The sequence below is a fragment of the Singulisphaera photorubra genome (genome assembly GCF_045290345.1).
Classification (GTDB): Bacteria; Planctomycetota; Planctomycetia; order Isosphaerales; family Isosphaeraceae; genus Singulisphaera.
The window spans coordinates 4,014,096-4,040,962 of record NZ_CP155447.1 but is presented as its reverse complement, the minus strand read 5'-3'; the positions used below and the strand labels follow the sequence as shown (position 1 = coordinate 4,040,962).

The window sequence follows — 26,867 nt, the reverse complement described above, 5'->3', positions numbered from 1 at the left end:
TCCCAATGAGTGGTTTGGTCCGATCGGTCTCAATGATCCTCGCAGGCAAGGAGAGAAGAGCCACGGCCGTTCACGCTTGGCCGGTCCTTGCGCTCCCCGCCGCCCTGATCAGGTTCGGCGGATAGCAACCATCGCGCCGACGGGGCAAGCAGGGCACGACCCACCCCGTTCACATCGTTGGTGACGTCGAGCATCACACGCTCCGAGTGGTGCCGCTCGGTGCCCCCGCCGGTTCTCCAGCCGATGAATTTGAAGTGCAACGTGTAGAGATTGGCGGCGAGCCAGAGGGCCGGAAACTCCACGCCCACGCGGTAGCGACCCGCCTGCAAGTCCCGCGACCAGAGTGTCTCGCCGTCGAGCCGCTGGTGCACGAGCATCGTTCCCGACGAATCATCCACGATGCAGAATATGTTCCCGCCGGTGTAGTCGGCGTCGAGCTCGAGTTGCGCCTCGACCAAAAACGGTTCCGAGGCCGCCAGACTGGCGACGCCTCCGTCATGTCGGCCGTTCACGCGCACGTCACGCCACCCGGTTCCACTCACGCGGACCTCGCCGTCGTTGCGAGCGAGCCCCCGGCTGTAGTGGGCCAGACCCTCGACGGCAGAGCCCCGGAAATCGATCCTGCCTTCATTCAGGACGAGGCTCGAGCGGCAAAGCTCCTTGATCGCGGCCAGGTTGTGACTGACGAAAAGGACCGTCCTTCCCTGGGCCGCCACGTCTTCCATCTTTCCCAAGCACTTTCTCTGGAAACCGACATCCCCCACCGCCAGGACCTCATCCACCAGCAAGATCTCGGGCTCCAGGTGAGCCGCCACGGAAAACGCCAGCCGGAGATACATTCCACTGGAGTAGTGCTTGACGGGAGTATCGATGAATCGGCTTACCTCGGCAAACTCGATGATCTCGTCGAGCTTGCGATTGATCTCCTGGCGCCTCATTCCCAGGATCGCGCCGTTCAGATAGATATTCTCGAGCCCGGTCAGTTCCTGGTGGAATCCCGTGCCCACTTCGAGCAATGAGCCGACTCGACCTTTGAGGTCGGCGTAGCCTTCGGTGGGCCTGGTGATCCGCGAGAGGATTTTCAGCAAGGTGCTCTTGCCGGCCCCGTTTCGACCGATCACGCCAATCACCTCGCCCCGCTCGACCTCGAAGCAGAGGTCCTTGAGCGCCCAGATCCGGTCCCCATCGCCGACTTCAGGGCGCTTGGACCAGAGGGCGCGGAATGGGGCGGTGGCCGCGGCCGCCACGGATTCGCGCAGGGTCTTGTAGCGGACCCGAGGACCGCCGATCCGATAGCGTTTGGAGAGTCCCTTGGCACGGATCACGATGTCGTTCAACTCAACCTCAGTTCGTGAGAACGCCCAGGTTGACTGACCGAGCCGTTTGGTTCGCCGGCTCCCGCGCCCAGGCAAGGGGAATCCACCGCCTGAACGGTCACAACCCCGGAGATCGCTTCAACAAGCCGCATGGTCCGTACATTGTCATGTAAATCCGACGCTGGGAACGGGGCCGGCGTGCGGTCGCAGACCGACTGGAGAAAATCCGCATCCTGAGCATAGAGGCCCGGTTTACAGCGAATGTCGACTGGGTCCGGTGTCAGTTTGAGACGTCGGCCCGTGTCATAACGGAGAAAGGCCTGCTCGAGAGGCCAGAGCTCGGCGGTCACTCCGTCGCCGTAGATCTTCAGGCCAAATCCGCGGGCCGAGTTCCAGTGAGCGACGAACGTCCCGATCGCTCCCCCCACGAAACCGACAGTTGCCGAAAAGTGATCGCCGTGCGGCTCGTTGATGCACTGGCCAAGCCCTCGCACTTCGGCCACCTCGCCGCCGATGAGGCGGAGCAGGTCGATGGCGTGGATCGTGTTGGCGACCATCCAGCGGTCGTACAACTCGCCATCGAACTCCCTTCGACTGCGATATTCCAGGATCGGCTCGTGGGCCTCGACCAGGACTCCCCGCACGGGTCCCTGTTGCCAGACCGCCAGGAGGGCCTGTTGAATGGTGCTGTAATAGCGGCGGTTGAGCCCCACGATGTTCAGGCAGTGGGAAGCGTCGGCCAGGCCTGCCAGGTCAGCGGTTTGAACCGACCTGAATCCCGCCGGCTTCTCCAACAGGCAAGGGACTCCGGCTTCCAGCACGAGCGAGGCGATCTCGAGCGTGACGGCGTGGCTCACAGCCACAAACACCGCGTCTGGTCGCGTCTCCTCGAGCAGCCGGGCGGCGTCTCGGTAACTTCGGGGGATGCCGAACTCGCCAGCCAGGCGCTCCGCGGAGGTTCCAGAACGGCTACAAATCGCTTCGAGGCGCACTCCCGGTAGACTCTTCAGAGCCTCAAGATGAAGCCGGGCCATCTTGCCCGCGCCTAGGATCGCGACCCGCAACTCCCCCACGTCGGGCGGCACACTCCAGGAGAGGTCGAGGCACTGGATCCGGTCGAACGGGGTCATGGGAACTCAAGGCCCAAATCGGCCTCTCCACTCGCGAGCGGCAGGGTGACGGGCTGATGCCCACGTCGGTGGGACAGGTGGGCCGCCAGGATCATTTCCAGTGCCGCGACCCCATCGGCCCCTTCCGAGGCGGGGGGTGTATCCGAGAGCAGTTCGGCCGCCACCCGGGCGAACAAGGTGGAGGCTTTCATCGCTTCCACGAACGGAACGGTCCAGACGCGCTGGCTGCGGCTCTGAAAGGTCCAGAATTGCCGAGGTTCGTCGACCGTGATCCGGCCGAGCGTCCCCTTGATCGTCAAAAACGGGTCCTTGAGTTGGAGATCCGACGAGAAGTCAAAGTAAGCGCGGGCCCCATTTTGGAAGGAAAAGAGACAGAACCCGGCCGGATCCTCGAAGTTCGCCCCACGGGAATTGGCGCCGGTGGGAGGCTCGAGGTGGGCGACGACCCATTCCGGCTCGCTCCCCAGAAGGTAACGGCTCAGGTCAAAGAAATGGGATCCGTGCATCGCCAACTCGCCTTTGCCGAGGATGATCGCAAGGCTCCGCGGCGCTCCGATCACGCCCTTCCCGATGCACCGCTTGATCGCCCTGTAATCGGGCATCCATCGCCTTGAATAGTTGACGGCCAGCGGGATCCCTGCCCCGCGACACTCCGCCACAAAGCCGCGTGCTTCGTGCAGCGAAACGTCGATTGGCTTCTCGAGCAGGATTCGCTTTGCCCCCGTCTGAATCCCGACCCGACCGAGCATGACGTGCGTCGGTGCGGTCGTCGCCACGCAGAGCAAGTCGAGTGGAGTGGTTTCCTCGAGCCACTGGGCGGCGTCTTCGAAGCAATTCTGTGCCGGCAGCCCAAGTCGGCCGCCAGCCGTGCTGAGCCGCGCCGGGTTGATGTCGGCGATTCCCGCGATTTCAACCCCTCGCAATGCCTGCAAACCCTGGCATTGAGCCAACCCTTGCGGCCCTGCTCCGATGACCCCCACCCGAAACGACTGCGAAGCCGAGGGTCCGAGCAACCGTGCCGGCCCCGGGGCCGGCTTGCCCCAGCCCGCTTCACCCGCCTCGAGGTATCGTCGCCTGACTTCCTGGCGAAGGCGTCCCACGACCTGTCGCGCGAGGCTTGTGGTATTACCCATGCTCGTCCCCCGCGATCATCCCCAGAGAAATCCACTGCCAGATCGGGAAGCTGTTATCGGACTGACCCTGGCGGTAGTCCCGCCAGGCTGCCCGCGTGGCCACCGGGTCCAACCAGTCCTGCCCCCAGCCGGCCAGCGCCACCTCGATCTGATGGTCCGCCCAGCCGGCCAACGGTCCTCGGAGCCACTCGCGCTGGGGCGTCTGAACCGGTCGCTTGGGGGCCTCGCGCACCCCGTCAGGCAACAGGTGCTCGGCGATCCGACGGGGCAGCCATTTGCCCTGCCCGTCCCGGATCTTGTATGCGGCGGGCAGGGCTAACCCCAACTCCACGATCCGGTGGTCGAGGAACGGCTCACGAAGCTCTCTTCCATACATCATTGAGCATCGATCCGCGAAGCGCATCGCCCTGGGAATCTTGGCGTACCGTACGTCGCGATATTGCAAGTCGCGAAGCGGATCGCGGAGGGGGTGCTCCGGGACGAACGGACGCGCCCGTGACGCGAACTCGGGCCGCAGACAAGGGTGATGGGTCGACGGGGTGAAAGTCCCTTGAACCGGTCCGATCTTGGTGTCGATCGCGCCGGCCCGGCGATAGTAGTCGTAGCCCGCCCAGGCCTCATCCATCCCATTACCGTCCAGGAGAACCACCACCCCAAGCTCCCGGGCCTGTTCGTGAATCAGGGCCATTCCGAGTGTGGGCAGGCCGCCGAACGGCTCGTCTTGAAACGCCTGCATCCGTGCCGCCAGTCTGGGAACGTCGCTGGCTGTGAGCCGGCAAAATGGCCGGGGCATCGGGCGTCCCTCAGCATGGTCTGCACCCAGGGCGTCTCGTCATAGGCCGCGTCGCCGCAATCAAATGTAAACGTCTCAACATGAGCCCCAGGCCCCAGCACCTGGCGCACCAGACCAAGCAGGAGTGACGAATCCAGGCCGCCTGACAGGCAGAGACCGACCGGTACGTCGGAGCGAAACCGGAGCCGAACGCTCTCTTCGAGGAGACCCAGCAACTCGTCCCCTGCCCTGAACTCGCTCGACGGCCCCCCCGTGCGAGCAAGCACGGCGTCGGCGGGGTCGTACCAGGTCCTCACCGCCAGACCACCATTCGGCGACCAGGACAAGCAACCCCCCGGAGGCAAGCGGCGGACTCCTTTCCAGAACGTCCAGTCGTCATGGTCGTAAAGACCCGACGCCAGGTAGGTCGCCCAGGTGCCCTCGTCCGGTTCAAGTGGCACGCCGGCGGCATGGAGTGCCTTGATCTCACTGGCGATCCAAAGGCCGCCCCTTGGGGGTTCATAATAATAGAGCGGCTTCACTCCAAAGCGGTCGCGAGCCGCGAAGAGTGTCTGGTTCCACTCGTCCCATACTGCGAACGCGAACATTCCGATCAGGCGGTCAAGGCAGGCGGAGTTCCAGCGGGCGAAGGCGGCCAGCAAGACCTCGGTGTCGGTCCGGGTTCGGAATAATTCCATCCCGCCCAGCGCATTTCTCAGTTCGATGTAGTTATAAATTTCCCCATTGAATGTGATCTGATATCTCGAGTCATCACTTGCCATCGGCTGCCGGCCTGCGTCCGAGAGGTCGAGGATGCTCAGACGCCGGTGCCCCAGGGCGGCCAGCCCCGAAGGGCTTGTCCACATCCCGAACGCGTCCGGTCCTCGATGGCGCTGGCAGCCTACCATGACCTCCAGCGGCGACGGCCCGACGGCCTGGCCAAAGACCCCGGCGATCCCGCACATCAGTCGCTCCTCCGCGCTTCGGCCACGAGGTGGTGAGTCCCTCGGGCCTGTTGTCTCAGCGAAGCTGGTGAGGACTGGACGGTGTTGATGATGTTGCTGGCCATGCCCACGGCGGTTTGCAAGGGCCGTCGGACCGACCAAGGACGAAGTCCCAGGGTGCGAAAGGTCCCGCCTCGAACCGCGTAGTCCACCTCGGCGGCTCCGAAGCGTGCCACAAGAAGCGCCTGGAGTTGCTCGCGAGTGTAGTGCCGCTTGTGATCCGGGTTATGGTTGTCGAGGTAATCCCCATTCGGCGTGGTCATCAGGAAGACGCCGCCCGGCCTCAACACCCGGTGGACCTGGCGGACAAACTCAGCGTCCTGTTCCACGTGCTCGAGAACCTCGACGGCCACAACGCAATCGAACGACCCATCAAGCAGCATCGACTCGGTCATGTCATCATAGAGAATGGCCTTGACGTTGCTCCGTCGCGCATACGTTTTCTCAACAATCTCCCCGTTGATCCCCAGGTGGAGCTTCCTTTGGACCTCAGTCTCTCGAGGCAAGTCGGTGATGGTGATGGATCCGGGGATTCCGATCGTGTAATGCGACTTCCTCCCCCCCACGTCCAGGATCTCGGCCGGACGATCGAGAGCGCCCACCAGGGCCCGCAGTCGCCGGCGCACCACCTTATGCAGAGGAAGTGTGAACGGTTCCACCAGGAGATAAACGCACTCGAATTTTTTCAATTTCGATTCCCCGAAAGCAGGGCTTCGGCTCGGACCAGGGCTTCGGCTCGCTCCCAGTCCTCCGGTCCGTCGATATTGACGCTCCATGTCGGGTCCACCGCGAATCCGCCCAGCCGCTTGCCGTACAGGCTCTGATCCTCCATCAGGATGTCGCGCAGGGTCACGTAGACCGACCCTTCACGGTGGTAGGCGGGGGGCAAATCCTGCCGTCGGGGGACGGGTTCCGGTTCCCCCGTGCTGAGGTGGAGCCGGCCGTCAACATCTCGAAAGTAGGCCCAATGCGGGTTGTAAACCAAGGGGATTGGCAGGATCGTCACGACCGCGTCGAACTCTCCAGCCTCGAGCGTCTCAATGCAGGCGTCGATGAGTTCCGGGCGCCGGAGCGGATGTGTGGGTTGGAGCAGGCAGATCGCCTCGTAGACGTCATCCTCGGCCTCGACCTGTTGCACGGCATGTCGGACGACCGGCAAGGACGGGGAGGTGTCGCCCGCGAGTTCCGGGGGTCGAAGAAAGGGAACGTCTAGCCCGCAACGATATCCCACCTCGGCGATCTCGGGGTCGTCGGTGCTCAGCACAACCCGAGTCAACCGGCGCGAGGCCAGCGCGGCCTCGGCGGTGTATTGAAGGAGCGGCTTACCGCAAAGCGGGAGGACATTCTTGCGGGGGATCCCCTTCGAGCCGCCACGGGCCGTCACCACACCAAGAACTTTCATGGTGGCCCTCCTGCTCCACTCACCGCCGGGAGGTCGCAGTTCGCCTCAATGGCCCCACACCCCGAGACGGTCACAGTCGCTGCCACCACCGCGTTGTGGAGCCGAGTTAGCCCATCCCCGCACTCGTCATAGATGTAATGGAGGCGTTTCTGAACATACGGAGTGAGATCCGCCAGCGCTTCGGCCACCCGATCGGCGACATGACCGTCCCCATAGAGGGCGCTGGGGGCATAGCGGCCCTCGCGAAGTTGCCTTCGCGTCGCTTCGGCCACAATGGCGGCCACCGGCGGAACACTGCTTACATGTTCATCCGTCTCACGGCCCAACTGACGGTCGCCCACCAGAACCACGGGCGTTCCGAAGTAGCCCGCGTCACGCACGAAGCTGCTCGAGTTGCCGACCGCGCACGCCGCTCGGGCGAGCACCCTCAAGTAAGCCTCGGGCGCCAGGTTAATCAGAGTCCGGAGCCAGGCGGGCCGAGCCCGCTCACGGAACCTTCGGATTGCTTTACTGACGTGGTTCGAGCCGGCGTCGATGTTCGGCCAGAGCAGAATCGTCGGCATCCGCAAGTCATGGAGCGCATCCAAGACCTCCTCCATCTGCCGACGTTCGCCACCGTACTCCGTTGTCGTGGGGTGGAAGATCACGAGCAGGAACGGCCGGTCGACGTCGATCAAGGCGCCACTGCCGCCGGAGTTGACGACCCGCGACGGAAGGTCGCGATCGAGTTGCCGCGCGATATCGCTGCTCGGACAGCCCAGCCCCAGGATCGACTCCGGCCGCTCGCCCATTCTCACGATGTATTCGGCCGATCGCCGCGTGCTCGGGACATGATAGTGAGCGAGCTTGGTGATCGCGTGCCGGGTGCTCTCATCAATCGACCCGGAGACTTCCCCTCCCTGGAGGTGGACGATGCAGAGGTTCATGAAGGCCGCGGCGACGGTCGCCGCCAGGGCTTCGTACCGGTCGCCGATCACCAGGATCAGGTCCGGTTTCAAGCGCTGGTATTCGCTGGCGAACTCCACCACGCCGAACCCGACCGACTTCGCCATCGTCGCCGGCGTCGAGCCCTCCAGTTCAATGTAGACCTCGCCGTCGACGGGAAAGCCATCCTTTCGGACGACATGCACCGGGTGATCGAACCGCTCGAGGACCATCGTTCCCGCCGCCAGAACTTGCAGTTCCAGCCGAGGGTGATCGTCGATCGCCTTCATGACCGGCTTGAGCCGGCCGTAGTTGGCCCGGTCCACCAGGACCACACAGACTTTGCGGCGTTTCTCAGGGCTCAAGGTCGTCCTCCGAGATCAAGGTGTCGGCGACGAGTGGCCGCCGCAGGGAACGGCCCACGAGTTCGACCAGCCTCGGGGCGGGGATGCCGGTTCCAGGTTTCTTGGTCAAAAGATCCGACGCTCGGAGGACGGCACCGGCGGGGAGGTCGACTCCGGCGACCACGCTCTTGGTAAAGAGGCCACGAAGCGGGGCCACTTCCTGCGCCATCGCATCCTTATCGACCGGGCCGGCGCGCATCGCCTCGATGAAGCGGACCCCTGCAACAAGCTGCCTCAGGTCGTCGGTGGTCAGTGAGGCGGACACATCGGGACCGAACATTTCTCGGCTGAGCGTGACGTGAACCTCGATCAGGTCAGCGCCCAGGGTGGCCGCCGCCAAGCCCGGGTAGATCGTCCCCGAATGATCCGAGAGCCCGACCCGACAGCCGTAGCGGTCGCGGAAAAATGGGAGCAAGTTCAGTCCGACCTGCTCGGGAGGGCACGGATAAGCGGTTGTACATTGCAGAACAGCCACGGATCGTCCTCGCGACTCGGCAAACGCCACGGCGGCGTCGATCTCGGCGAGCGGACTCAGGCCGGTCGAGATCAGGAGCGGCAGGCCGGTCGCCACCATCCGCTCGAACACGGCCGGGTCGCCCACTTCGCCGGAGGCCACTTTCCAGGCGGCGACCCCCACGCGTGACAGCAAGTCCACGGCCGCGACCGAGAAGGGCGAACTGAGGAACCGTAAGCGTCTTGCCTCCGCGTGTTCCTTGAGGCCCTGCCACTGCGGCTCGGTGAACTCCATCCGTTTCCAGTAGTCGTACCGGGTCGCGTCCTGGCAGCTGAACCGAACCCGCCAGGGCTCGCCGGGCGTCGACTCCTCGGCGGCGATGTGCGTTTGAAACTTGACCGCATCGGCGCCGGCCGCGGCAATCGCATCAATGAATGCGTGCGCCAGGCCGAGGCTGCCGTCGTGTGCCTGCGCCACCTCACCGATCACCAGGCAATGAGGTTCTCCGCCGTTAGACCACATCGGCAAAACTCGCCTCCATCCGCCGAAAGTAGTAGGCTCCGCCCACCAGCATCGCGCACGCGGCCAACGCCGAGACGGCGATCATCGGGCCCGGGGCGGTCTCGGTCCCCAATAGCGCCCACCGAAAACCTTCGACGACACCGGCCATCGGATTGAGGCCGTAGACCGTCCGCCAGGGCTCGCTCAGCAGGGTGCTCGGGTAGGCAACCGGCGTCGAGAACAACCAGATTTGGGACAGGAAGGGCACCACGTAGCGCACGTCTCGATACTGCACGTTCAGAGCCGAGAGCCAGAGGCCCGCCCCCAGTGCAGTGACGAAGGCCAGCAGGAGGAAGAATGGAAACCAGATGAGGTTCATCGTCGGCACGATGCCAAAGTAAAACATCATCCCCAGCAGAACGATGAAGGCGAGGGCGAAGTCCACCACCCCCGACAAGACGGTCGCAATCGGAATTGCCAGCCGAGGGAAATAGACCTTCTTGATCAGGTTCGCGCTCCCTACCAAACTGTTTGACGCGAGGTTCAGGCCGTTGTCGAAAAAGCACCAGGGCACGAGCGCCGCGTAGCTAAAAATCGGGTACGGAATGCCGTCCGAGGAGATCTTGGCCAGCTTGCCGAAAAAGAGGCTGAAGACGACCATCGTGAAGACAGGTTGGATCACGGCCCAGGCCGCTCCCAACGCAGTCTGTTTGTAACGGACCTTGATGTCTCGCCAGACGAGAAAATAGAGCAGTTCCCGGTACCGCCACATCTCCTGAAGATCGAGCGAGGTCCAGCCCGACTCCGGCTGGATCCGGAAGCCAAGGCCCTCGCTCCCGAGTGTGTCGTCCCGCTCCGTGGAACACATCAGCGTCGTCATTGCGATTTACCCCGCCATTGGCCACGGGTTTGACTCTCGCTTGCCGGGCGTCACTGATCCCGCGGAAGGAACTCACGGCTCTCAGCCTTTTATCACAAATACGTCATCATTTCAAAAAAGCCAAAACCACAAGATTTTTAACACGAACGCATTCTCGACATGCCAAATCACCCTATCGACTGATAAGGATAGTAGCACGGTTCGGGCGTGGTACCGTTGAGAACGGCGCCGAGGACGGGGGTCCCCAGTGCTTTGAGAAGTTCCGCAACCCGCATGGCATCGCGTCGCCTTGTCTGCGAGGCCCGGGTGACGAGCAGGATCCCGTCAACCTCCGCCGCGAGGATCGAGGGGTCGGTCACTACCAAGAGCGGGGAGGAATCGATAATGACGACCTGGTAGGCGCGGCGAATGTCCTCCAGGTGCTCGCTCAGGCCGTGAGAGGCAAGCAACTCGGCCGGTGAGCGGACTTCCTGGCCCGCGGTGAGCAGGTCCAGACCCGGGACCGAGGTCGGCTGCACGACCTGGTCGAAGGGCAGAACACCGTTGAGCATCAGGGTGAGCCCGCGTTCGCGGCTGCGGTCGAACACGCGGTGCTGTGAGGGGTTCCTGAGGTCGGCGTCAATCAAGAGGACCTTACGACCAGCCAGCGCCAGGCTGATCGCGAGGTTACTGGCCGTCGTTGTTTTGCCGTCGCCCGGATAGGGGCTGGTGACCAGGATGACCTGGTGAGGCTTCTGGCGGCGGTCGAACTGAAGGCTGGTGCGTAGCGACCGATAGGATTCGGCCTGAATCGACTGGGGCGATTCGTGGCTGATCAGACCAACTCGAGCTCGCGAGGAATTCCTGGAGCCAACGCATCGTGGAATGATGCCAAGGACCGAGAGATCCATCAGCCGTCGGAGTTCCGCAGGCGAGTGAATCCGGGCATCGACCAGGTCGGCCACCAGTGCGCCTCCGATCCCCAAAACGCAACCGGCCATCAGGGCGAAACTGAGAATCAGCCCCGACTGAGGACGGGACAAGGAGGCGGTCGGTGGACTGAGCGTCCGAATGGCGATGTGCCCGTAGTCGCCCACCAACTGGGCATTCTTGAGTTGAACCGAGATCGAGTCGAACAGGGACCACTGGCGGTTCAAATCAGCGCGGATTTTCTCCTCGGCCAGTAGCTCCGTCTCCGTCTCCTTGGCCGCGCTCCGTTCCTCTTCGAGCCGCCGCTGCATCTCCGCCCGCAGCCCTTCGGCCGTTTCGAGACTCCCCTCGATCGACCGCAGGAGGGCCGTCATCCGGCCGTCAGCGCCGCGTATCGGCATCCGTTCCGCCCGTACCAGCTTATCGATCTGGGCCTGTAACTGAACGAGGTCGGGGTGATTGGGACCGTGCTGCTTGACCAGCGACTCCTGACGGAGCCGGAGCTCGCGAAGTTCCTGTCCCCTGACTTCATTCCAGCGTTCGCGAAGGGCCAGGGCCTTGGCCTCCAACACGACCAGTTCCGACTCCGCGTGATGGATCTCTTCGCTGTCGGTCGCTGCCTTCAAACGCTGGATAAGCTCTGGCCGCTGTCGCGCCCAGAGTTCGCCGAGTCTCAACTCGAGCGTTCGCACCCGGCGCCGGGCCTGGGCCATCGCCGGGTCGCTCACCTGCGACCCACCGCTGTACACCCGGCCAAGCTCCACGACCCGCGACCGGGCCTCGTCGAGCCTGGCTTTCAAATCCGCCGTGACCCGATCGGCGTAAAAGAGCCGGACGACGGCCTCCGAGTCGGTCGTACCGGCGGGATGCATTGCCGCATGATTGGCACGGAGATAGGTCAGAAGCCGCTCGGCCGTGAGTCGCTGGTTCTCAACGGTTTCCAACTCGTCACGGACCCCTTCGGAATAGAAGTGAGTTGCATCGGCCGCCCCCGCAAGGGTTGGGACGAGCAACGTGTCCCCACTCGCGAGGGAAAGGGCGCCGGCGACGGCCGTGGCTCCCAGTCCTTCGCCGGCAAGCTTGCGCCCCAGTTCCAGTTGCTTGCGTAGTTGCAGAACCCGGATCGCGGCCTGATTGACCGTCTGTTCCCAGACCTTGATCCGCTGCGCGTAATACGAACGGCCCTTCTCCTCAGCGCTGTAGGAGGGGTTCTTCTGGCGGATCTCGAGGTATTTCCGTTCCAGAACTTCGAGCTCCTGTCCCATCTCGCCGCGGGCCCGGGTGATCAGGGCGATCGCTTCGCTGCTGTTCTTCCGATAGGTCTCTTCCAAGAAATGGTCGTAACTATCGACGACCGCACGGACCACCTCGACGGCTTCAGTTCCCGACTCGGCCTGGTAAACGACATCTAGGATCCTGGCCGTCTCATCCTCAACCTTGACCGATAGCCGCGAGATGACCCCGGCTGGCGAAAGTGTCTTGAAGCTCGAGGCCGCCAGTGCGCGTTCCACGATGATCGGGCTCCGAATGATCATTCCGTGGGTCGCCAGAACATTCTCGCTCTGCCCCGGGGACGGCGAGTACAGGCCCCCCCCATCCCCGCTCCCCACCGTGAGGGGCTTCCCCCCTTGCTGAAAGATCAGCAGCCGGGTCGTCGCGTGATAGACCGGTTTGATGCGTGCCAGGTAGGCGACCGCCGGCACGATACAGGCCACCAGGATCAATGCGACCAATCGCCACCACCGACGGATGGTCCCCAGGTGGCTGAAGACATCTTCGATCAATCGAAAATTCTCGGTGTCCTGGCGGTTCGGGGGGGTGAGTTCCTGCATAATGAACGCCTCGAGACATACTGATGCCTGGGAAAATCAGGACCACGTTTGATCCCAGGGCGTGCCGGCCCGCCTCTGCGCGCAAAACTTCTGGTATCAGCCCACCTCGGACAGGGCGGCAAGCCGAGTCGGCTGGTAGCGAGGCACCACCTCTTCCAACGCCGCGATCACCTCGTCGGCAGGCTTCTCGATCACTCCGGCGAGTCGATCGAGCCGATCTCTGAGCCGCTCTCGGCAACACGGCGGTTGTCTGGCCGTGAAGATCTTGGGATGGGGCGTGGGCATCCGTTCCTCGTCGACATCGTAGAGTTCCTCGTGCAAGCGTTCGCCCGGCCTCAGGCCCGTGTAGACGATGTCGACTTCGCGCCCATCCTCTCCCCTGACAACCGAATCAGATCCCGGGCGAGATCCAGGACTTTCACCGGCTGTCCCATATCGAGGACGAAGATCTCGCTCTCATGCCCCAAGGCACCGGCCTGAAGGACCAACTGGGCGGCCTCAGGAATGGTCATGAAATAGCGGGTCATCTCCGGGTCAGTCACGGTCACCGGCCCGCCCCGGCGGATCTGCTCCTTGAACAGCGGGACAATACTCGCGGTCGAATCGAGCACGTTGCCGAACCGCACCGTGACGAGCCGGGTCGCCACCTGGCCCGCGAGCCCCTGGAGGTACATTTCCGCGAGCCGCTTGCAAGCGCCCATGACGCTGCTCGGCCTGACCGCCTTGTCACTGGAGATCAGGACGAACGCTTCAACCGAGGCACTCACCGCCTCGTCGACCAGGATCTGGGTGCCGAAGACATTATTCTTGACCGCCTCTCCGGGATTCGCCTCCATCAAGGGGACGTGCTTGTGCGCGGCCGCGTGGAACACGACGCTTGGCCGGTGCCGACCAAGCATGGCCCGGACCCGTAAGGCGTCGGTGATGTTCGCCACGCACGCGACGACCTCAGCCTCCCCCGCCACAACGCTGAGCTCACGTTCGATGAAGAAGAGGCCGTTCTCGGAATGGTCCAGAAGAACCAGCCGACCGGGTTGGAATCGCAGGACCTGACGGCAAATCTCCGAGCCAATGCTCCCCGCGGCACCGGTAACCAGCACCACTCGGCCTCGAATAAAATTGCCAATCGAGGCATCGTCGAGCCGGACCGGCTCTCGGGTGAGCAGGTCGTGAATGTCGATGTCGCGGGGCTGGACCGTCAGCCCCCCGGTCATCAGGGCCCCGAAGCCAGGGACGGCCTGGACCTTCAGGCCGGCCGAGGCGCAAGCGGCCATCAACGCGCGGACCTCCGGCGGAGGCGTCGCGGGGATCGGGATCAAGACGGTCTTGGCCCCGTGGGCCGTGGCCTGTCGCCGCACATCCCCCGGTGGGCCCAGAACCTTCACGCCGGCCAAAACCTGCCCCTGCGAACACCTGTCGAGGATTCCGACGGCTTTCATCCCCAGTTGCGGATGCCTCTGGAGCGCACTCACCAGTTCCACGCTGGCTTCACCCGCCCCAATCACCAGAACTCGCTCGATGCTGCGCGCCATGACCATCGGATGGTAGCGTTCGCGGTACAACCGTGTTCCTCCTCGCAGTCCCCCAATGACGAGTAACGTACCGGCCCAATCCAACAAGAGGACCGACCGGGGGAGCCGGGGCTCCGCGCGGTACGACAAGGCGATAAAGACAACCGCCACCGTGCTGACGGTCACGGCCTTGGCCAGATGGACGATGTCAGCGAACCCGTTGTAACGCCACCAGCCTCGATGACTCTTCAGCCCAATGAAGATCATCAGCTTCCAGGCAATAACCAGTGGCAGGGTTCCGATCGCCGTCTCCCAATCCGCCGCCGGGATCGCCCCCTCAAACCGGACCAGATAGGCCAGCAAGTAAACCGCCGCAAAGATCAGGGCATGGATCATGACGAGAACCGCCACCCGCCGTCGGACGAGGGCGTTGACCAACCCACTGGACCATCCACCTTGGAACCACGCTGGGAGCAGGGACGGATGCACCCCTTCGTCCGACCTGGAAGGTTCCCTCGCCCCCGCCAAGCGGGTCACGCCCGGGTCGAGGTCGTCCGCCGAACTCCTTGAATGAAAATATTCGAGTACGCTCATAGAGATAGATCCGTACGAGGATCGCGAGAACCATAGCCGAACCAACCTTCATCATCGGCCTCGCCGGCGGGCCTCGAATCACATGCGAACCGCGCTGTTCGCAGCCAATCGAGGCGTGCGGGACCGGCTCGACCTGCCAGTCCTGCAACTCGACCATGACTCCTCGACGCAAGAATTGAACGTGGGCGACGAACGCGTCCCGTTTGCCGCGCCTGACGACGGTGCCGACGATCCCTTTCAAGGGTCCCACCACCACCTGGACGATCGTACCGACGACGTGGGTCGGCTCTGGCGTGATCGGAAGACCCGAGGACAGCATCTGATGCACCTGGAACAACTCGAGTTGCAGTGTCGCCTGGTCCGTGACCTCGAGCACATTGGCGACGTGCGATCCATGCAGCGCTTCGGCACGTTCGTACATGTCACCGTGCAGAAAGACATATCCGCCGAAGAGGGGAAGGATCGAGCGAAGTTTTCGGCCGCCTGGAGTCCTGCTCACCTGCTCGACCTGAGGGAAGTAGTAGGCGATCCGCCGCTTTCGCAGGATTCGTGCCACCAACTTATCTTGACGTGGCTTGGTGTGCAGGCACCACCACTGCCGGTCCGGATCGCTCGCCGGGCCATCGTGATCCCAGAGAGTGGCGGGATACATGTCAGGTTCGGCTGGTAGAATCGGCATCGCGACGTCTCCACGGCTACAGGTCATGCATCACCGTCGGACCATGATCGCGGTTTCGGGACCACTCTCATCGTGTCCCTGACCGAGCATTTCCCGGTACATCGCGTGATAGCTTTGCGCCATGGCCGCTTCCGAAAACATCCGTTCGGCCCGCTCCAGCGCTTCGCGCCCCAGCCGCGCACGCAAGTCTGGCTGCTTGCAGAGAAGGAGGAGGTTCTCCGTCAGCGAGTCGTCATCGTTGGGACAAGCGAGCAGACCGCTCCGTCGATTGACGACAACTTCCCCCACGCTGCCGGCTCGAATCGCCACAACGGGCCGGCCAGCCGCGAGGGCGTAAACCAGGGCTAAGGGGAGGTCTTCGCTCAGGCTCGTCAGGAGAACGACGTCGGCGGCCGCCATCAGGCGGTGATAGTCAGTCCGGAGCCCCAGGAAAAGAACATGGGATTCGAGACCGTGCCGGCGGACCAACTCGCGAACGATCCCCTGCTCGGGCCCCTCGCCCACCAGGGCAAGTCGAGTCCGGGGGACGGACCTCACAACCTGCTCCAGGGCACGAAGCGCAATCGCGTGGTTCTGCGAAAGATCGAGCCTGGCCACCTGAAGGATCAAGTACATGTCAGACCCCACGCCAATCTCCTGGCGCACGGAATCGCCGACGTGGGCAGCGGCCGCCGGGAGCGGTGCGATGCCGTGGTAGATCACGGCTACCCGTTCCGGCGGCAGGCCCTCGTTCAGGATGAGCGACCGCCGGACGGTGTGACTGACCGCCACGATCCGATCCCGCCTCTCGAGCAGCACACGAATCGCCGCGACGCGCTTGAGAGGAGGGAAATCCGGATAGCCTCGTTCGTGCTCGGTCAAGAGTATGGGCGGCCGCCGGTAATGCAGTCGCGCCATCGCCCCGAACAGCCAGGACGTGGCCTGGTGCACGTGGACCAGATCGACCCGTTCGCGCTCAAACACCCGGACCAGCCGTCGCGAACACCGCCAGCTCGAACCGGGCCGTTGCTCGATCACTTGAACAGGAAAGCCGCTTGCCTGCAACTCGCCGACAGGAAGATTCTTTTCGCCCAATAAGACGAACAAGAATGCAAACTCATGCCTGAACAAATAGGCTAATTGCTCTGAAAGCCGTTCGGCTCCAGTTCCCGATGCCCCCTGCATGAGATGACAGATGATCGGTTTACGATTTACGGGCATCAAACGGATCACTGTTTGGGGTTGTCGTTGATCCCAGAGCGTTGGTTGGCCAGGCCCGCGCCAGTCGACAGGGTTCCGGAACGGGATCGGCGACTCCGCGTCACCTGACGTTCCAACCCAGCCACTTCGACCGGAGCGCGACCATGTCGGGCCTGGATTCCAGGCGAGGTTCATGGTTCAGCTCGGCTCCGTTTGGCCACACTTTGTCCGCGCTGATGAGCGCAGTGGGCATCGGTCGAGGGGAGATACCAAATCCTCGAGGGCAGGCCGCATCCCATGGCACACGGGGATTTGCCAGCGACCTGGAGAAGGGACAGAGGGCGAGTAGTTTTGTGACCGCGCGGCCGAAGTCGAAGAAAAAATGACGTGATTCACCATTCGAACGGCCCGATCAACTCGCTGGATTCAGCGCGTTCCGCTGGCCCATGGGTTGCGGTCGTCCTCGGTACTCCGAAGACTGCGCGCACCTTTCGCCCGTGGGTTGCCACTCCCCACTCACACGGTAGATTTCTCGGGAACCTCCTGCCCTTTGAGGGTAATCCTCCTTGCCCCTCACTGCTTCAACGGACGCCGTCTTGGCCGCAGCTTCCTCCGGCGACCGATCGCGGCGGTGCATTTCGTCATCGTAATTTGTTGGCACGTCGGGTCATTGCGACCAGGACGGGCCAGAATAAGCACTAGGCGTCCTCGATTTGGCAAACTCAAAATCTGCATGAATCGGCTGGAGCGATTTTCGAATGCGTGGGGGATTCAGCCAGCCCGTTGAGGCCAGCATCAGGGCAGTACGCCCGCGATCCCAGAAAACGAACCCGATCCGTCAACCGCTCTTGCTATCTCTCTCCAACAAGATCAATTGCATGAGTTGATTATCTACAACCCATATTCCTCATATAGCTCGAAGGATATAATCGAACCGCGGAGAGTTTCCAGAATCCGATGCTTTCGTTTACTCACAGCTTGCTGAGAGATCCCCAGTTCCTCGGCAATCTCGGTCTGGCTCCTCTCCCCCCAAAAAATTTCTTCGATAATGCTCAGATCCGACTCGGGCAAAAGGTTCAGCGACTGCTGAAGGATCCGCAGGTTGGCAACATACTTAGCTAGGTCTTTTTTTCCAATTTCGGCCCGGCGGTCAAGCTCCTCTTCGACGACCCGGCGGACAGCATAGGTCCATTCCCGACGATACAAGGCCAGGGTGCGCTGCATGACTCGCTGGTGGAGGAACGCCTCGCGGGGGACACCCCGTGTATCGTCGAATTCCTGGAACGCCTGCAGGCCGGCGACGGTCGCCTCCGACTTGATCTCCTCAGCCCACTCCTTCGCCATCCAGGATGGAGGGACCCGCCATCTTCGGATGCGGCTCAGGCAGGTTGAGATCACGAAATCCAACTCGGGTGCGAGTACAACACCCTCCCGCTCTTGAGGCAGGACCTGAGAACTCAAGTGGGTCATGAGTTCACCTCGATAGGACTGTCCTCAAAAAAGTATCACGGGCATCAGCTTCGATGTCACAACAATGCCACGGAGAATCGGAACGATCAGCTCACCGTGCGTACGTGGCTCCCGGTGCGAAACAGCGAGCACGGAGCCGACCGATCCATGCGATCTACCCATATAAAATAAAAGCCATTGTATATTCAAGACAAAAGACAACCGATTGGCTAAATTCCTTGAATGACTGCATTATTTTGTTACTAGACTGTGGCTGATCCCGTGTCTCTCGACACTCGAATCCCCTGGGCCCGCCTGACCGACCAGAGAGAACCACGTCATCTTGTTCGTGCCAATCCTGACCGCTTTTCGTCCATTGTCGATTCCTGACTCCGAGTTCGCTCGGCGGCCCCGATTCGAGTCGCCGGCCAGATCCCCCTCCCAATGGTGGACCTGACGGTGCCCCCACGCCTTGTGTCCGAGAGGTTGACCGTCACCACTTGAAAAGTCCCAGAAGCGACGGCGAACCACGTTCCCCCAAGAGCAAAGCGCTCACCGAAGCGAAGCCGCCGCCGAGACATCGGTGGCAACGGCACTACCAACAACGCAACCATTCACCACCGCACCATTGCCTGCAAGATCCTGGGAGGAGGAGCGGCCACATCGAAGGGCAGGCCGATCTTTCGCATGAGAAACCCAGTTTACACAATCACATATTTCAACGCAAAAATTTCGATTGAATCATCCAAACTTCATGATACTATGACTCAAAATGACATTCAGGTCATTTTTTTCCTTTACCCGTTTGCGCGTATCTCGGTAGAATTCTGAATTAGTGTGTTGCGAGTGTGATCGACCGGGTAGACGGTCGCCTCGCGCGGTGCGACCATTGTCCGGCCTCCGGCCGATCCGGTGGCCGCTCGTCTGCCAATCGCGATCTCGTGACGGGCGGAGCCAGGCTTTCGAGAGGAAAGCCCGTCCTCGCCGCCCCTCGGCCTGTTTCATTGACCCATCGCCCCCTGTCTCCGCCTGCACGACCGCACGGTCGGGCTCCTTCGCCATTCCTTTGAACGTGAACTTGACCGGACTGATCACAACCTTGATTTCGGCTCCCTCCGACGCAGTGCACTCACGAACACTCGACGGTCGGGAACTGGCGATCAAAGGAGGTTGAGATGTTGACGGTACTCGTGATCCTCTCGGGGTTTGTCAACGGAACCTTCGGGGTGGGCCACCTTCAACTTCAGACCGAGCCGTGGCGCGGATGGTGGGGACAGGTCGCCGTGGGAGACGAAGTGCCGGATAGCCATCCAACGGAATGGTTCTCTTTATCAGACCAGCCCGGACGCGACCGAACATGGTGGCGTGACGGGTCCATCCAGAGACGAAACACGATGAGAATGCGACGCAAGTTCCGGCCGACTGTCCTGGTGGCGCCACTGGAAGACAGAGTCCTTCTCAGTGCAGTCGTTCAGCCCGTCACCTGGACAAAGGCCGTGGGGGTAACCGCCACTCCTGGAAAGCTCGTCAAGACCGACACCGCCAACTCCTGGGGTGCCGGAGCCTCCTCAAACCAGGTGATCAGCTCCGGAGCTTCCTACGTCGAATTCACCGCCACGAACAAAAACTCAACCCGAGTGATCGGCCTCAGCAGCGACGACGCCAACACCGACTACCAGGACATCGACTTCGCAATCATGCTCCGCGATGACGGCATGTATAAAGGCTATCATCGCGAGCCTAACCGATACCTCGACACCTTCTGGGGCTACTATCAGCCGGGCGACGTATTCCGCATCAGCGTCGCCGCTTCGGGCGAGGTCACGTACTCACGCAACGGGCAAAAACTCGCCACCGAGGATGAGAACGCGATCCCGAGAAAATTCCCCTACGTTGTCGACACGGCACTGCTGACTCCGGGGGGCACCCTCGACAACGTCGTAATTGGAACGGATCAGGCAACCACTCCGACGCCCACGCCGACACCGACGCCGACTCCGACGCCCACGCCGACAGATCCCGGTTTGGAGATCTCCGTTCAGCCCGTCACCTGGACGAAGGCCGTGGGGGTAACCGCCACTCCTGGAAAGCTCGTCAAGACCGACACCGCCAACTCCTGGGGTGCCGGAGCCTCCTCAAACCAGGTGATCAGCTCCGGAGCTTCCTACGTCGAATTCACCGCCACGAACAAAAACTCAACCCGAGTGATCGGCCTCAGCAGCGACGACGCCAACACCGACTACCAGGACATCGACTTCGCAATCATGCTCCGCGATGACGGCATGTATAAAGGCTATCATCGCGAGCCTAACCGATACCTCGACACCTTCTGGGGCTACTATCAGCCGGGCGACGTATTCCGCATCAGCGTCGCCGCTTCGGGCGAGGTCACGTACTCACGCAACGGGCAAAAACTCGCCACCGAGGATGAGAACGCGATCCCGAGAAAATTCCCCTACGTCGTCGACACGGCGCTGCTGACCCCGGGGGCCACCCTCGACAACGTCGTGATCGGAACGAGCCAGACACCTACACCTACACCTACACCTACACCTACACCTACACCTACACCTACACCTACACCTACACCTACACCTACACCTACACCTACACCTACACCTACACCTACACCTACACCTACACCTACACCTACACCTACACCTACACCTACACCTACACCTACACCACCTGGTACCATCGATCCTGTTACGGGGAGCACCATCCAGCCCGTCACGTGGGCGAATGCGGTGGGGGTGACGGCCACTTCAGGAAAACTGGTCAAGACAGGCGCCGCGGCCTGGACCTCCGGCGCATCCTCGACTCAGTCGATCGCGTATGGATACGGATACGTTGAATTCACGGCCTCGACCGCCAACACAACTCGGGTGATCGGCCTGAGCAGTGACGACGCCAACACCGACTACCAGGACATCGACTTCGCGATCATGCTCCGCGATGACGGCATGTATAAAGGCTATCATCGCGAATCGAACCGCTATCTCGACACGTTCTGGGGCTACTATCAACCCGGCGACGTGTTCCGGATCACCGTGGACAACGGGGCGATCACCTACTCCCGCAACGGCCAGAAGGTGGCTACCGAGGACCAGAACGCGATCCCCCGAAAGTACCCGTTCGTCGTGGACACAGCGCTGCTGACTCCGGGTGCTACCCTCGACAACGTTGTCATCGCCACACCACCGGCGTGGCCAGCCGGGCCCGACTTTTACGTGTCTCCCAGCGGATCCCGTTTCGGGGACGGAACGTTGGAACGGCCGCTGGACCTGGCCACGGCGCTCGCCAGTAACGACCCGTCCAGCCCCGAGTTTCGACCCTTCAAGGCCGGCGATACGATCTGGCTCCAAGGGGGGACATACACCGGCCGGTTTGTGAGCAACCTGAAGGGCACGGCCACGGCCCCGATCATCGTTCGCAACTACCAGGGACAGCGGGTCACGATCGATGAGAACGTTGGCACATCGCACGACCGGAGCCTGGTCATCGGCGGGGAATACGCCTGGTACTGGGGTCTCGAGGTCACAGACTCGAACACGGCTCGGACAACCTCGACAACCTTGTCCCACCCGGATGACTTGCCACGGGAAGCGTCCGCGGTCCTCGTCACCGGCTCAAACGTCAAGCTGATCAATATGGTCATCCACGACCTGGGCAACGGAATCTTCTGGGAGACCGGAAGCAAAGATTCCGAGGTCTATGGATCCATCGTGTACAACAATGGATGGGATGCACCCGACCGGGGCCACGGCCACGGTATCTACGCCCAGAACAAGGATGGCACCAAACGGATCACCGACACGATCATCTTCAATCAATTCGGATTCGGGATTCACATCTACGGGTCGTCCGATGCGAACATCAACAATTTCCTGCTCGAAGGCAATGTCTCCTTTAACAACGGCGCGGCTTCGGCGGTGAGCGGCTACACAGAAAACATCCACATCGGCTCCGGTTCGATCGCCCAAAACCCGACGCTGATCAGCAACTTCACCTACTCGCCGGGACGCAAAGGGGCCAACCTCATTGGCTACACCAATGGATTGGTGGCAAAGGACAATTACTTCGCATCGGACCTCACGCTCGACCATAGCCCGCCCACCAGCTTTTCGGGCAACACACTCTGGGGCAGTGTCCGGGGAGGGACCTCGGTCTCCGAGTTCGCCGGAAACACTTACCTTGACCCGTCAGTGCGTCCAAAGGGGAGCGTTGTCTCCGTCCGTGCGAACCTTTACGAGCCCGGGCGAGCGAACGTCGTCATCTACAATTGGGACCAGAAACCGACCGTGGATGTCAACCTCGCCTCCGCCGGTCTGGCCATCGGCGACCGCTACGAGATCATTGATGTTCAGAATTACTATGGTGCGCCCGTCGCCTCAGGAATCTATTCCGGAACACCAGTGGCAATCCCGATGAACCAGACGCAAATCACTCAGCCGACGGGCAACGCCCCGAAGCCGTTGACCCACACGCCGAGCGAATTCGGCACCTTCATCGTTCGCAAACTGACAGGCTCGTGATCCGGAACGGCCAACTCCCCCCCCTCCCACGATCCGAGCGGTTTACGCTTGAGGATTCACAACTGGGCGGCTGGAGTCCTCACTCGGACCCCAGCCGCCCGTCTTTCGAATGACTCTAAGGCAAACCCGCCACCGGCGCATCCGGCAATTTCTCAATTTCAGGCCGGCCGTGCGATCGTAGGGCTCCAATCCTCAACGTCAACGAACCTGACGGATATCCATAACAACAGCCCACTGCATGGCCCCATGCATGCTGCGATAGTGATGAGCTCGCCGCGTCTGCTGGCACAACCCCATGACAAGGCCGCCGCCTTGCTCGAAAACTCGCAACCATTTTGCAGCCCCGATTAAGACGCTCAGTGCCAGCCGATTTCCGGAATCAACTCGGGGACGAGGAATGCGAATTTTGGAACCATGACCCTCACGGGTTCATTGGAAAAATGCCAAAAATAAGCGAGTTCCAGTCCACTGATCCTGCTAGACTCAAAATCGATCCGGCTCAATGATCATTCCGCTCGTTTCACGTGAAAGGACGAAGACGATGGGCACACAGCACACGCGTCGTGAGTTCTTGGGGAACGTCGGTCGAGGCATGCTGGTCGCGAGCATCGGCTTCGGCACAGCGTTCGACATGGGGCTCACACCCGCCTGGGCAGACGATGAGGGCGCGGGCGAGCGTCTCGCCTTCGGCAGCCTCGAGCCCCTCGTGAGTCTGATGCAGGAGACACCGGTCAGAAACTTGGTCTCGGTGCTCGTCGGGAAGCTTCACGCGGGGACCGAACTCAAGGAGCTCGTGGCCGCCGCTGCGCTGGCCAATGCGCGAACGTTCGGCGGCGAGGATTACGTCGGCTTCCACACCCTGATGGCACTCGCCCCCGCCTATCACATGGCGCACGAACTGCCCGCCGACCGTCAGGCGCTCCCCGTGCTCAAGGTGCTCTACCGCAATACCAATCGCATTCAGGAACACGGCGGACGAGCCTCGGAAGTACTGAAGACGGTCAAGCCGGGGGTGCTCTCGGCCGGGCACGACTCGGGCGAAGCGCTCCGCGAGGCGGTGCGTGGCAAGGACATGAACGAAGCCGAACGCACCTTCGCCGCGATCGCGGCCGGCTCCCCTGAGGAGGCATTCAACAGCCTGCTCCTCGCGGTTGAGGACAATACCGAGGTCCATCGCGTCGTCCTCCCCTACCGCGCCTGGGAACTGCTCGACGTCGTCGGCAAGGAACAGGCTCATACGATGCTTCGTCAATCGGTTCGTTACTGCGTCAAGAGCGAGCGTGACTGGCGGCACTCCAGCGAAACCGACGAGCCCCGCGTCCTCTTACCTCGTCTCTTCGATCAGCACCATCTCCCGAGGTCGGAGCCCGGCACGAAGCGACCCGGCGACGAGTGGGTCGCATCGATGTGCAAGACCATTTTCGAGTCGAGTCCCCCCTCGGCCGCCGATGCTGTCGCCGCGGCCTTGGCTGACGGGATTGATCCGAAAGACGTCGGCGAGGCGATCGCACTTGCCGCGAATCAACTCGTCCTCCGCGATGCGGGCCGCCCCGAGCGCTGGGCCTCGCCAGGCAAGCCACCAGGGAGCGTCCACGGAGACTCGATCGGGGTCCACGCGAGCGACGCGGTCAACGCCTGGCGGAACATGTCACGCGTGGTCAACCCGCGGAACGCGGCCGCCTGCCTGATCCTCGCCGGCTATGAGGTTGCACGCGACCGCCAAGGCCGCGACGCCGACTTCCGCAAGTGGACCCCGCGCCCGCTTGCCGAGGTCCTCGAATCCATCAAAACAACCGAACAACCCCGTCTGCTGAACGAGACCGAATCCGCGATCCAGGCCAATCAACAAGAGATCGCCTCCGCGCTCGTTCACCACTACGGCACGCTCGGTTACGACCCCGCGCCATTGTTCTCGGTGTTGCTCAAGTACGCCGTGAGTGAAGACGGGGCACTCCACGCCGAGAAGTACTATCGAACGGTCCGCGAGGAATTCACCTCGACGCGCCCCGCCTTCCGCTGGCGGCAGCTCGTCGCACTCGCCCGCGTGACCGCCAGCGAATACGGCCGCCCCGCTCCGGGCGTCGCGGAGGCCAAAGAGTTGCTCAAGGTTTGAATCAGCGGCCGGGTGACGCGGGTCGAAGCAACTCGCGTCACCCAATCTTGCCGGCGGTGCGAAATCAGGGCGACAAGGCGCCATCAGTGGCACCCACGTCCCCATTCTCGATCACCTCCACCACTCCCACGTTCAGCAGGGACGTGAGGTTGCCGAAGTTCATTCCTCCCCCCCCACTTCTACGGTTCCAGCGCTAACTCTTGCTCCACGCCCGTCCGGGTTACGGTTCGTCCCGTCCCATTCGGGCTGCATCGCAAAGCGAAAAGCTTATCCGAGCGAGGGGGAGACGCGTGGCAACGCCCAACCCCACGCAGGTTCACGAGTGGGTTGCGCGCGAGGCCACCTCAGCATGGCCTTGCCATCCCGGCCACGGCTGACGCAAAATATTTACTTGTGCACAAACTTCGCCTTGAATGCCGCCGAGTGTCGCTTGCGGATTTGTCCCATAATTCGTCCTCGACAAGACCTCCCTCAAGGATCACTTACCAAGTGGTCCGAATTCTGAGGTCCACTATACTCTTGACGGCCGCAGGTCCAGGTTCGAAAATGAACCACCTTGGGACACATGTAAGAGCCGTGAGCCGCCCTTCGCCTCGATCGGCTCCTCCTTGGATTCAGGACCGAGCGATGCCCCGGGAGTTCCCCAAGCCCCGCCTCAGCCTCCGGATGCTGATCGTCCTGGTCGCTTTTTCGGCCATCGCGATCTGGGCCGGGCTCTTCTTCCTCAGCCCGACCCGGCGATTCACCCGGCAATTACAGGCCCAGCAGCCGGCCTATCTACGACGCGAGGCCGCGATCGGGCTCGGATATGGAATCCCGACCTGGGAGTCAGGAGAAGCGATCGGCGTCCTACTCGGGGCGATAAACGATCCCAGCCCCCGGGTGCGCGTATGCGTTGCGGCCGGTCTCGGTGCTCATGGGAGAAGAGCGGAGTCTGCCATTCCAAGTCTCCTTGCTCTCTTGAGTGACCAGGACTGGGAGGTCCGGTACGCGGCAGCCGCAGCTCTGGGTGCGGTGATCGGCCCGGTCGGCGACGGCCACGATATCGCAATGCTCGCCTTGGCCCGCGCCCTACAGGACCACAACGTCGAGGTCCGCCTCTCGGCCGCTCGGTCACTGATCGATAACGGGGAATTCAAGGAATCCGCCGCGACGCTTGCCGTGATCATGGGGGGCACTGAGGAACACCTGCGCTCGCAAATCCACCTGATACGATCCCGTCTCGGCGCGAACACGAGGCTCCTGATCCCCGGCCTCGCCACCGCCATGAGAGACAAGGATGTGCGAACCCGCAAGGGAGCGCTCGAACTCCTGCTCGAGATCGCCCCGCCGTCGACGGTCAGGGCAGCCCTCCGAGTCGCTCGCCGGGAGGGTGCCCCGGACATCCGGCAGTGGGCTTCGGAGAAATTAGAGCGCCTGACGCCTGCCACGGATTCAGATCCCGAGTGAGCACAGTAATTCTGTTCAGATTTGGACGCTCGAGGAGGTGTGGTCGGCGGGCGGGGCAGTGAGAATATTGAACACTTCGGGACGCCCCACCCGCAGGACATCTTCCAACAGCTCTGCCATCGGTTCCCCTCCTCCGGGCCACCAGAGCAGCTTAACTGGCGGTCCAAATTCCGGGGTCCACGATAAGTGGCTGATCTGCCGTCAGATGCGCAAGGCCACATCGCAACCGCCACCGAGATGCACTCGACTCCGGAGGCCGATCAGACCAGGCTCCGCAATTTGGCCGGGCTGTTGGCCGCGGGCACCGCGACGATTCTCGGCTCAGCGAGGTCAATCGCTGACGGCCACTGGCATTACGTCGAAATGGGTCGGTCCTCACGGTGCGTGACATGACCCATTGGTAGGGACGATCGAAATAATCTTTCGGGCGATGAGGCGCGCGGACCCGATTTTTCGCATTGTTATCTAGCCTCTGTCCACAACGTAGCACTGAAGGTCCTTCAAACTGAATCAATCGACGAGAAGAACAGGGACGACGGACTCCGCAGTCAAACTGATCCGCCGAAGTGTTCCACAGCGTCAGCACCGGCCCTTGTTCATTGCGATAGCGACCGGACATTGCATCCATTTTTCTTATAATTCACGCACAGGATAATACAGAAATCAATAACTAGCTTGTTTGATGCGGACACAGCGT

The 26,867-nt window shown here is 62.2% G+C and carries 18 protein-coding genes and 1 pseudogene; 3 read left to right on the top strand and 16 right to left on the bottom strand.

What is annotated here, in order from left to right; genetic code table 11:
- Nucleotides 1–29: 29 nt before the first annotated feature.
- From V5E97_RS15350 to V5E97_RS15275, 16 genes and pseudogenes are all read right to left on the bottom strand, one after another.
- A complete protein-coding gene (locus V5E97_RS15350; RefSeq protein WP_406700181.1) occupies nucleotides 30–1,337 on the bottom strand; it encodes an ABC transporter ATP-binding protein in 1,308 nt (435 codons plus the stop codon).
- Nucleotides 1,334–2,446 carry a Gfo/Idh/MocA family protein gene (locus tag V5E97_RS15345; RefSeq protein WP_406700180.1) on the bottom strand — a complete coding sequence of 371 codons (1,113 nt, stop codon included), beginning with the start codon at nucleotides 2,444–2,446 and terminating at the stop codon, nucleotides 1,334–1,336. The genes V5E97_RS15350 and V5E97_RS15345 overlap by 4 nt, the downstream gene beginning before the upstream one ends.
- Nucleotides 2,443–3,579 carry a Gfo/Idh/MocA family protein gene (locus tag V5E97_RS15340; RefSeq protein WP_406700179.1) on the bottom strand — a complete coding sequence of 379 codons (1,137 nt, stop codon included), beginning with the start codon at nucleotides 3,577–3,579 and terminating at the stop codon, nucleotides 2,443–2,445. The genes V5E97_RS15345 and V5E97_RS15340 overlap by 4 nt, the downstream gene beginning before the upstream one ends.
- A complete protein-coding gene (locus V5E97_RS15335; protein ID WP_406700178.1) occupies nucleotides 3,572–4,315 on the bottom strand; it encodes an asparagine synthase-related protein in 744 nt (247 codons plus the stop codon). Before V5E97_RS15335 ends, V5E97_RS15340 begins: the two co-directional genes overlap by 8 nt.
- Nucleotides 4,258–5,316, bottom strand: coding sequence for an asparagine synthase (glutamine-hydrolyzing) (gene asnB, locus V5E97_RS15330; RefSeq protein WP_406700177.1), 1,059 nt, complete (start codon nucleotides 5,314–5,316; stop codon nucleotides 4,258–4,260). Before asnB ends, V5E97_RS15335 begins: the two co-directional genes overlap by 58 nt.
- Nucleotides 5,316–6,044: a class I SAM-dependent methyltransferase gene (locus V5E97_RS15325; protein WP_406700176.1), complete on the bottom strand. Its 729-nt coding sequence runs from the start codon at nucleotides 6,042–6,044 to the stop codon at nucleotides 5,316–5,318. The genes asnB and V5E97_RS15325 overlap by 1 nt, the downstream gene beginning before the upstream one ends.
- Nucleotides 6,041–6,757, bottom strand: a complete 717-nt coding sequence (locus V5E97_RS15320) for an acylneuraminate cytidylyltransferase family protein (RefSeq protein ID WP_406700175.1) — start codon at nucleotides 6,755–6,757, stop codon at nucleotides 6,041–6,043. Before V5E97_RS15320 ends, V5E97_RS15325 begins: the two co-directional genes overlap by 4 nt.
- A complete protein-coding gene (gene neuC, locus V5E97_RS15315) occupies nucleotides 6,754–8,046 on the bottom strand; it encodes a UDP-N-acetylglucosamine 2-epimerase (protein WP_406700174.1) in 1,293 nt (430 codons plus the stop codon). Before neuC ends, V5E97_RS15320 begins: the two co-directional genes overlap by 4 nt.
- Entirely contained in the window at nucleotides 8,036–9,061 is a 1,026-nt protein-coding gene (locus V5E97_RS15310; protein ID WP_406700173.1) for an N-acetylneuraminate synthase family protein, read from the bottom strand. The genes neuC and V5E97_RS15310 overlap by 11 nt, the downstream gene beginning before the upstream one ends.
- Nucleotides 9,051–9,920, bottom strand: a complete 870-nt coding sequence (locus tag V5E97_RS15305) for an ABC transporter permease (protein WP_406700172.1) — start codon at nucleotides 9,918–9,920, stop codon at nucleotides 9,051–9,053. The genes V5E97_RS15310 and V5E97_RS15305 overlap by 11 nt, the downstream gene beginning before the upstream one ends.
- A gap of 167 nt (nucleotides 9,921–10,087) precedes the next feature.
- Complete coding sequence (locus V5E97_RS15300) at nucleotides 10,088–12,661, bottom strand: polysaccharide biosynthesis tyrosine autokinase (RefSeq protein WP_406700171.1); 2,574 nt, start codon at nucleotides 12,659–12,661, stop codon at nucleotides 10,088–10,090.
- A gap of 96 nt (nucleotides 12,662–12,757) precedes the next feature.
- Nucleotides 12,758–12,946 (bottom strand): hypothetical protein, encoded by a 189-nt coding sequence (locus tag V5E97_RS15295; RefSeq protein ID WP_406701317.1) that lies wholly within the window; start codon nucleotides 12,944–12,946, stop codon nucleotides 12,758–12,760.
- A gap of 24 nt (nucleotides 12,947–12,970) precedes the next feature.
- Nucleotides 12,971–14,439: pseudogene (locus tag V5E97_RS15290) on the bottom strand (polysaccharide biosynthesis protein); the annotation flags it as partial.
- A gap of 70 nt (nucleotides 14,440–14,509) precedes the next feature.
- Nucleotides 14,510–15,445 (bottom strand): transcription termination/antitermination protein NusG, encoded by a 936-nt coding sequence (nusG, locus tag V5E97_RS15285; RefSeq protein ID WP_406700170.1) that lies wholly within the window; start codon nucleotides 15,443–15,445, stop codon nucleotides 14,510–14,512.
- A gap of 30 nt (nucleotides 15,446–15,475) precedes the next feature.
- Nucleotides 15,476–16,531, bottom strand: coding sequence for a glycosyltransferase (locus V5E97_RS15280; RefSeq protein WP_406700169.1), 1,056 nt, complete (start codon nucleotides 16,529–16,531; stop codon nucleotides 15,476–15,478).
- Between the two features lie 984 nt (nucleotides 16,532–17,515).
- Nucleotides 17,516–18,094 (bottom strand): sigma-70 family RNA polymerase sigma factor, encoded by a 579-nt coding sequence (locus V5E97_RS15275; protein ID WP_406700168.1) that lies wholly within the window; start codon nucleotides 18,092–18,094, stop codon nucleotides 17,516–17,518.
- Between the two features lie 1,154 nt (nucleotides 18,095–19,248).
- On the opposite strand from V5E97_RS15275, the gene V5E97_RS15270 reads away from it, so the two are divergent.
- The 3 genes from V5E97_RS15270 (at nucleotide 19,249) to V5E97_RS15260 (ending at nucleotide 26,170) form a co-directional block, all read left to right on the top strand.
- Nucleotides 19,249–22,608, top strand: a complete 3,360-nt coding sequence (locus tag V5E97_RS15270; protein ID WP_406700167.1) for a right-handed parallel beta-helix repeat-containing protein — start codon at nucleotides 19,249–19,251, stop codon at nucleotides 22,606–22,608.
- A 541-nt stretch (nucleotides 22,609–23,149) separates the two neighbouring features.
- Nucleotides 23,150–24,721: a hypothetical protein gene (locus V5E97_RS15265; RefSeq protein ID WP_406700166.1), complete on the top strand. Its 1,572-nt coding sequence runs from the start codon at nucleotides 23,150–23,152 to the stop codon at nucleotides 24,719–24,721.
- A gap of 627 nt (nucleotides 24,722–25,348) precedes the next feature.
- Nucleotides 25,349–26,170, top strand: coding sequence for a HEAT repeat domain-containing protein (locus tag V5E97_RS15260; RefSeq protein WP_406700165.1), 822 nt, complete (start codon nucleotides 25,349–25,351; stop codon nucleotides 26,168–26,170).
- Nucleotides 26,171–26,867: the final 697 nt, after the last annotated feature.

Coding starts and splice junctions, on each gene's coding strand:
- nusG (WP_406700170.1), bottom strand. CDS start 15,445: ATGCCGATTCTACCAGCCGAACCTGACATGTATCCCGCCACTCTCTGG.
- V5E97_RS15300 (WP_406700171.1), bottom strand. CDS start 12,661: ATGCAGGAACTCACCCCCCCGAACCGCCAGGACACCGAGAATTTTCGA.
- V5E97_RS15275 (WP_406700168.1), bottom strand. CDS start 18,094: ATGACCCACTTGAGTTCTCAGGTCCTGCCTCAAGAGCGGGAGGGTGTT.
- V5E97_RS15335 (WP_406700178.1), bottom strand. CDS start 4,315: ATGCAGGCGTTTCAAGACGAGCCGTTCGGCGGCCTGCCCACACTCGGA.
- V5E97_RS15260 (WP_406700165.1), top strand. CDS start 25,349: ATGCCCCGGGAGTTCCCCAAGCCCCGCCTCAGCCTCCGGATGCTGATC.
- V5E97_RS15340 (WP_406700179.1), bottom strand. CDS start 3,579: ATGGGTAATACCACAAGCCTCGCGCGACAGGTCGTGGGACGCCTTCGC.
- V5E97_RS15310 (WP_406700173.1), bottom strand. CDS start 9,061: ATGTGGTCTAACGGCGGAGAACCTCATTGCCTGGTGATCGGTGAGGTG.
- V5E97_RS15345 (WP_406700180.1), bottom strand. CDS start 2,446: ATGACCCCGTTCGACCGGATCCAGTGCCTCGACCTCTCCTGGAGTGTG.
- asnB (WP_406700177.1), bottom strand. CDS start 5,316: ATGTGCGGGATCGCCGGGGTCTTTGGCCAGGCCGTCGGGCCGTCGCCG.
- V5E97_RS15305 (WP_406700172.1), bottom strand. CDS start 9,920: ATGACGACGCTGATGTGTTCCACGGAGCGGGACGACACACTCGGGAGC.
- V5E97_RS15270 (WP_406700167.1), top strand. CDS start 19,249: ATGTTGACGGTACTCGTGATCCTCTCGGGGTTTGTCAACGGAACCTTC.
- V5E97_RS15265 (WP_406700166.1), top strand. CDS start 23,150: ATGGGCACACAGCACACGCGTCGTGAGTTCTTGGGGAACGTCGGTCGA.
- V5E97_RS15320 (WP_406700175.1), bottom strand. CDS start 6,757: ATGAAAGTTCTTGGTGTGGTGACGGCCCGTGGCGGCTCGAAGGGGATC.
- V5E97_RS15295 (WP_406701317.1), bottom strand. CDS start 12,946: ATGCCCACGCCCCATCCCAAGATCTTCACGGCCAGACAACCGCCGTGT.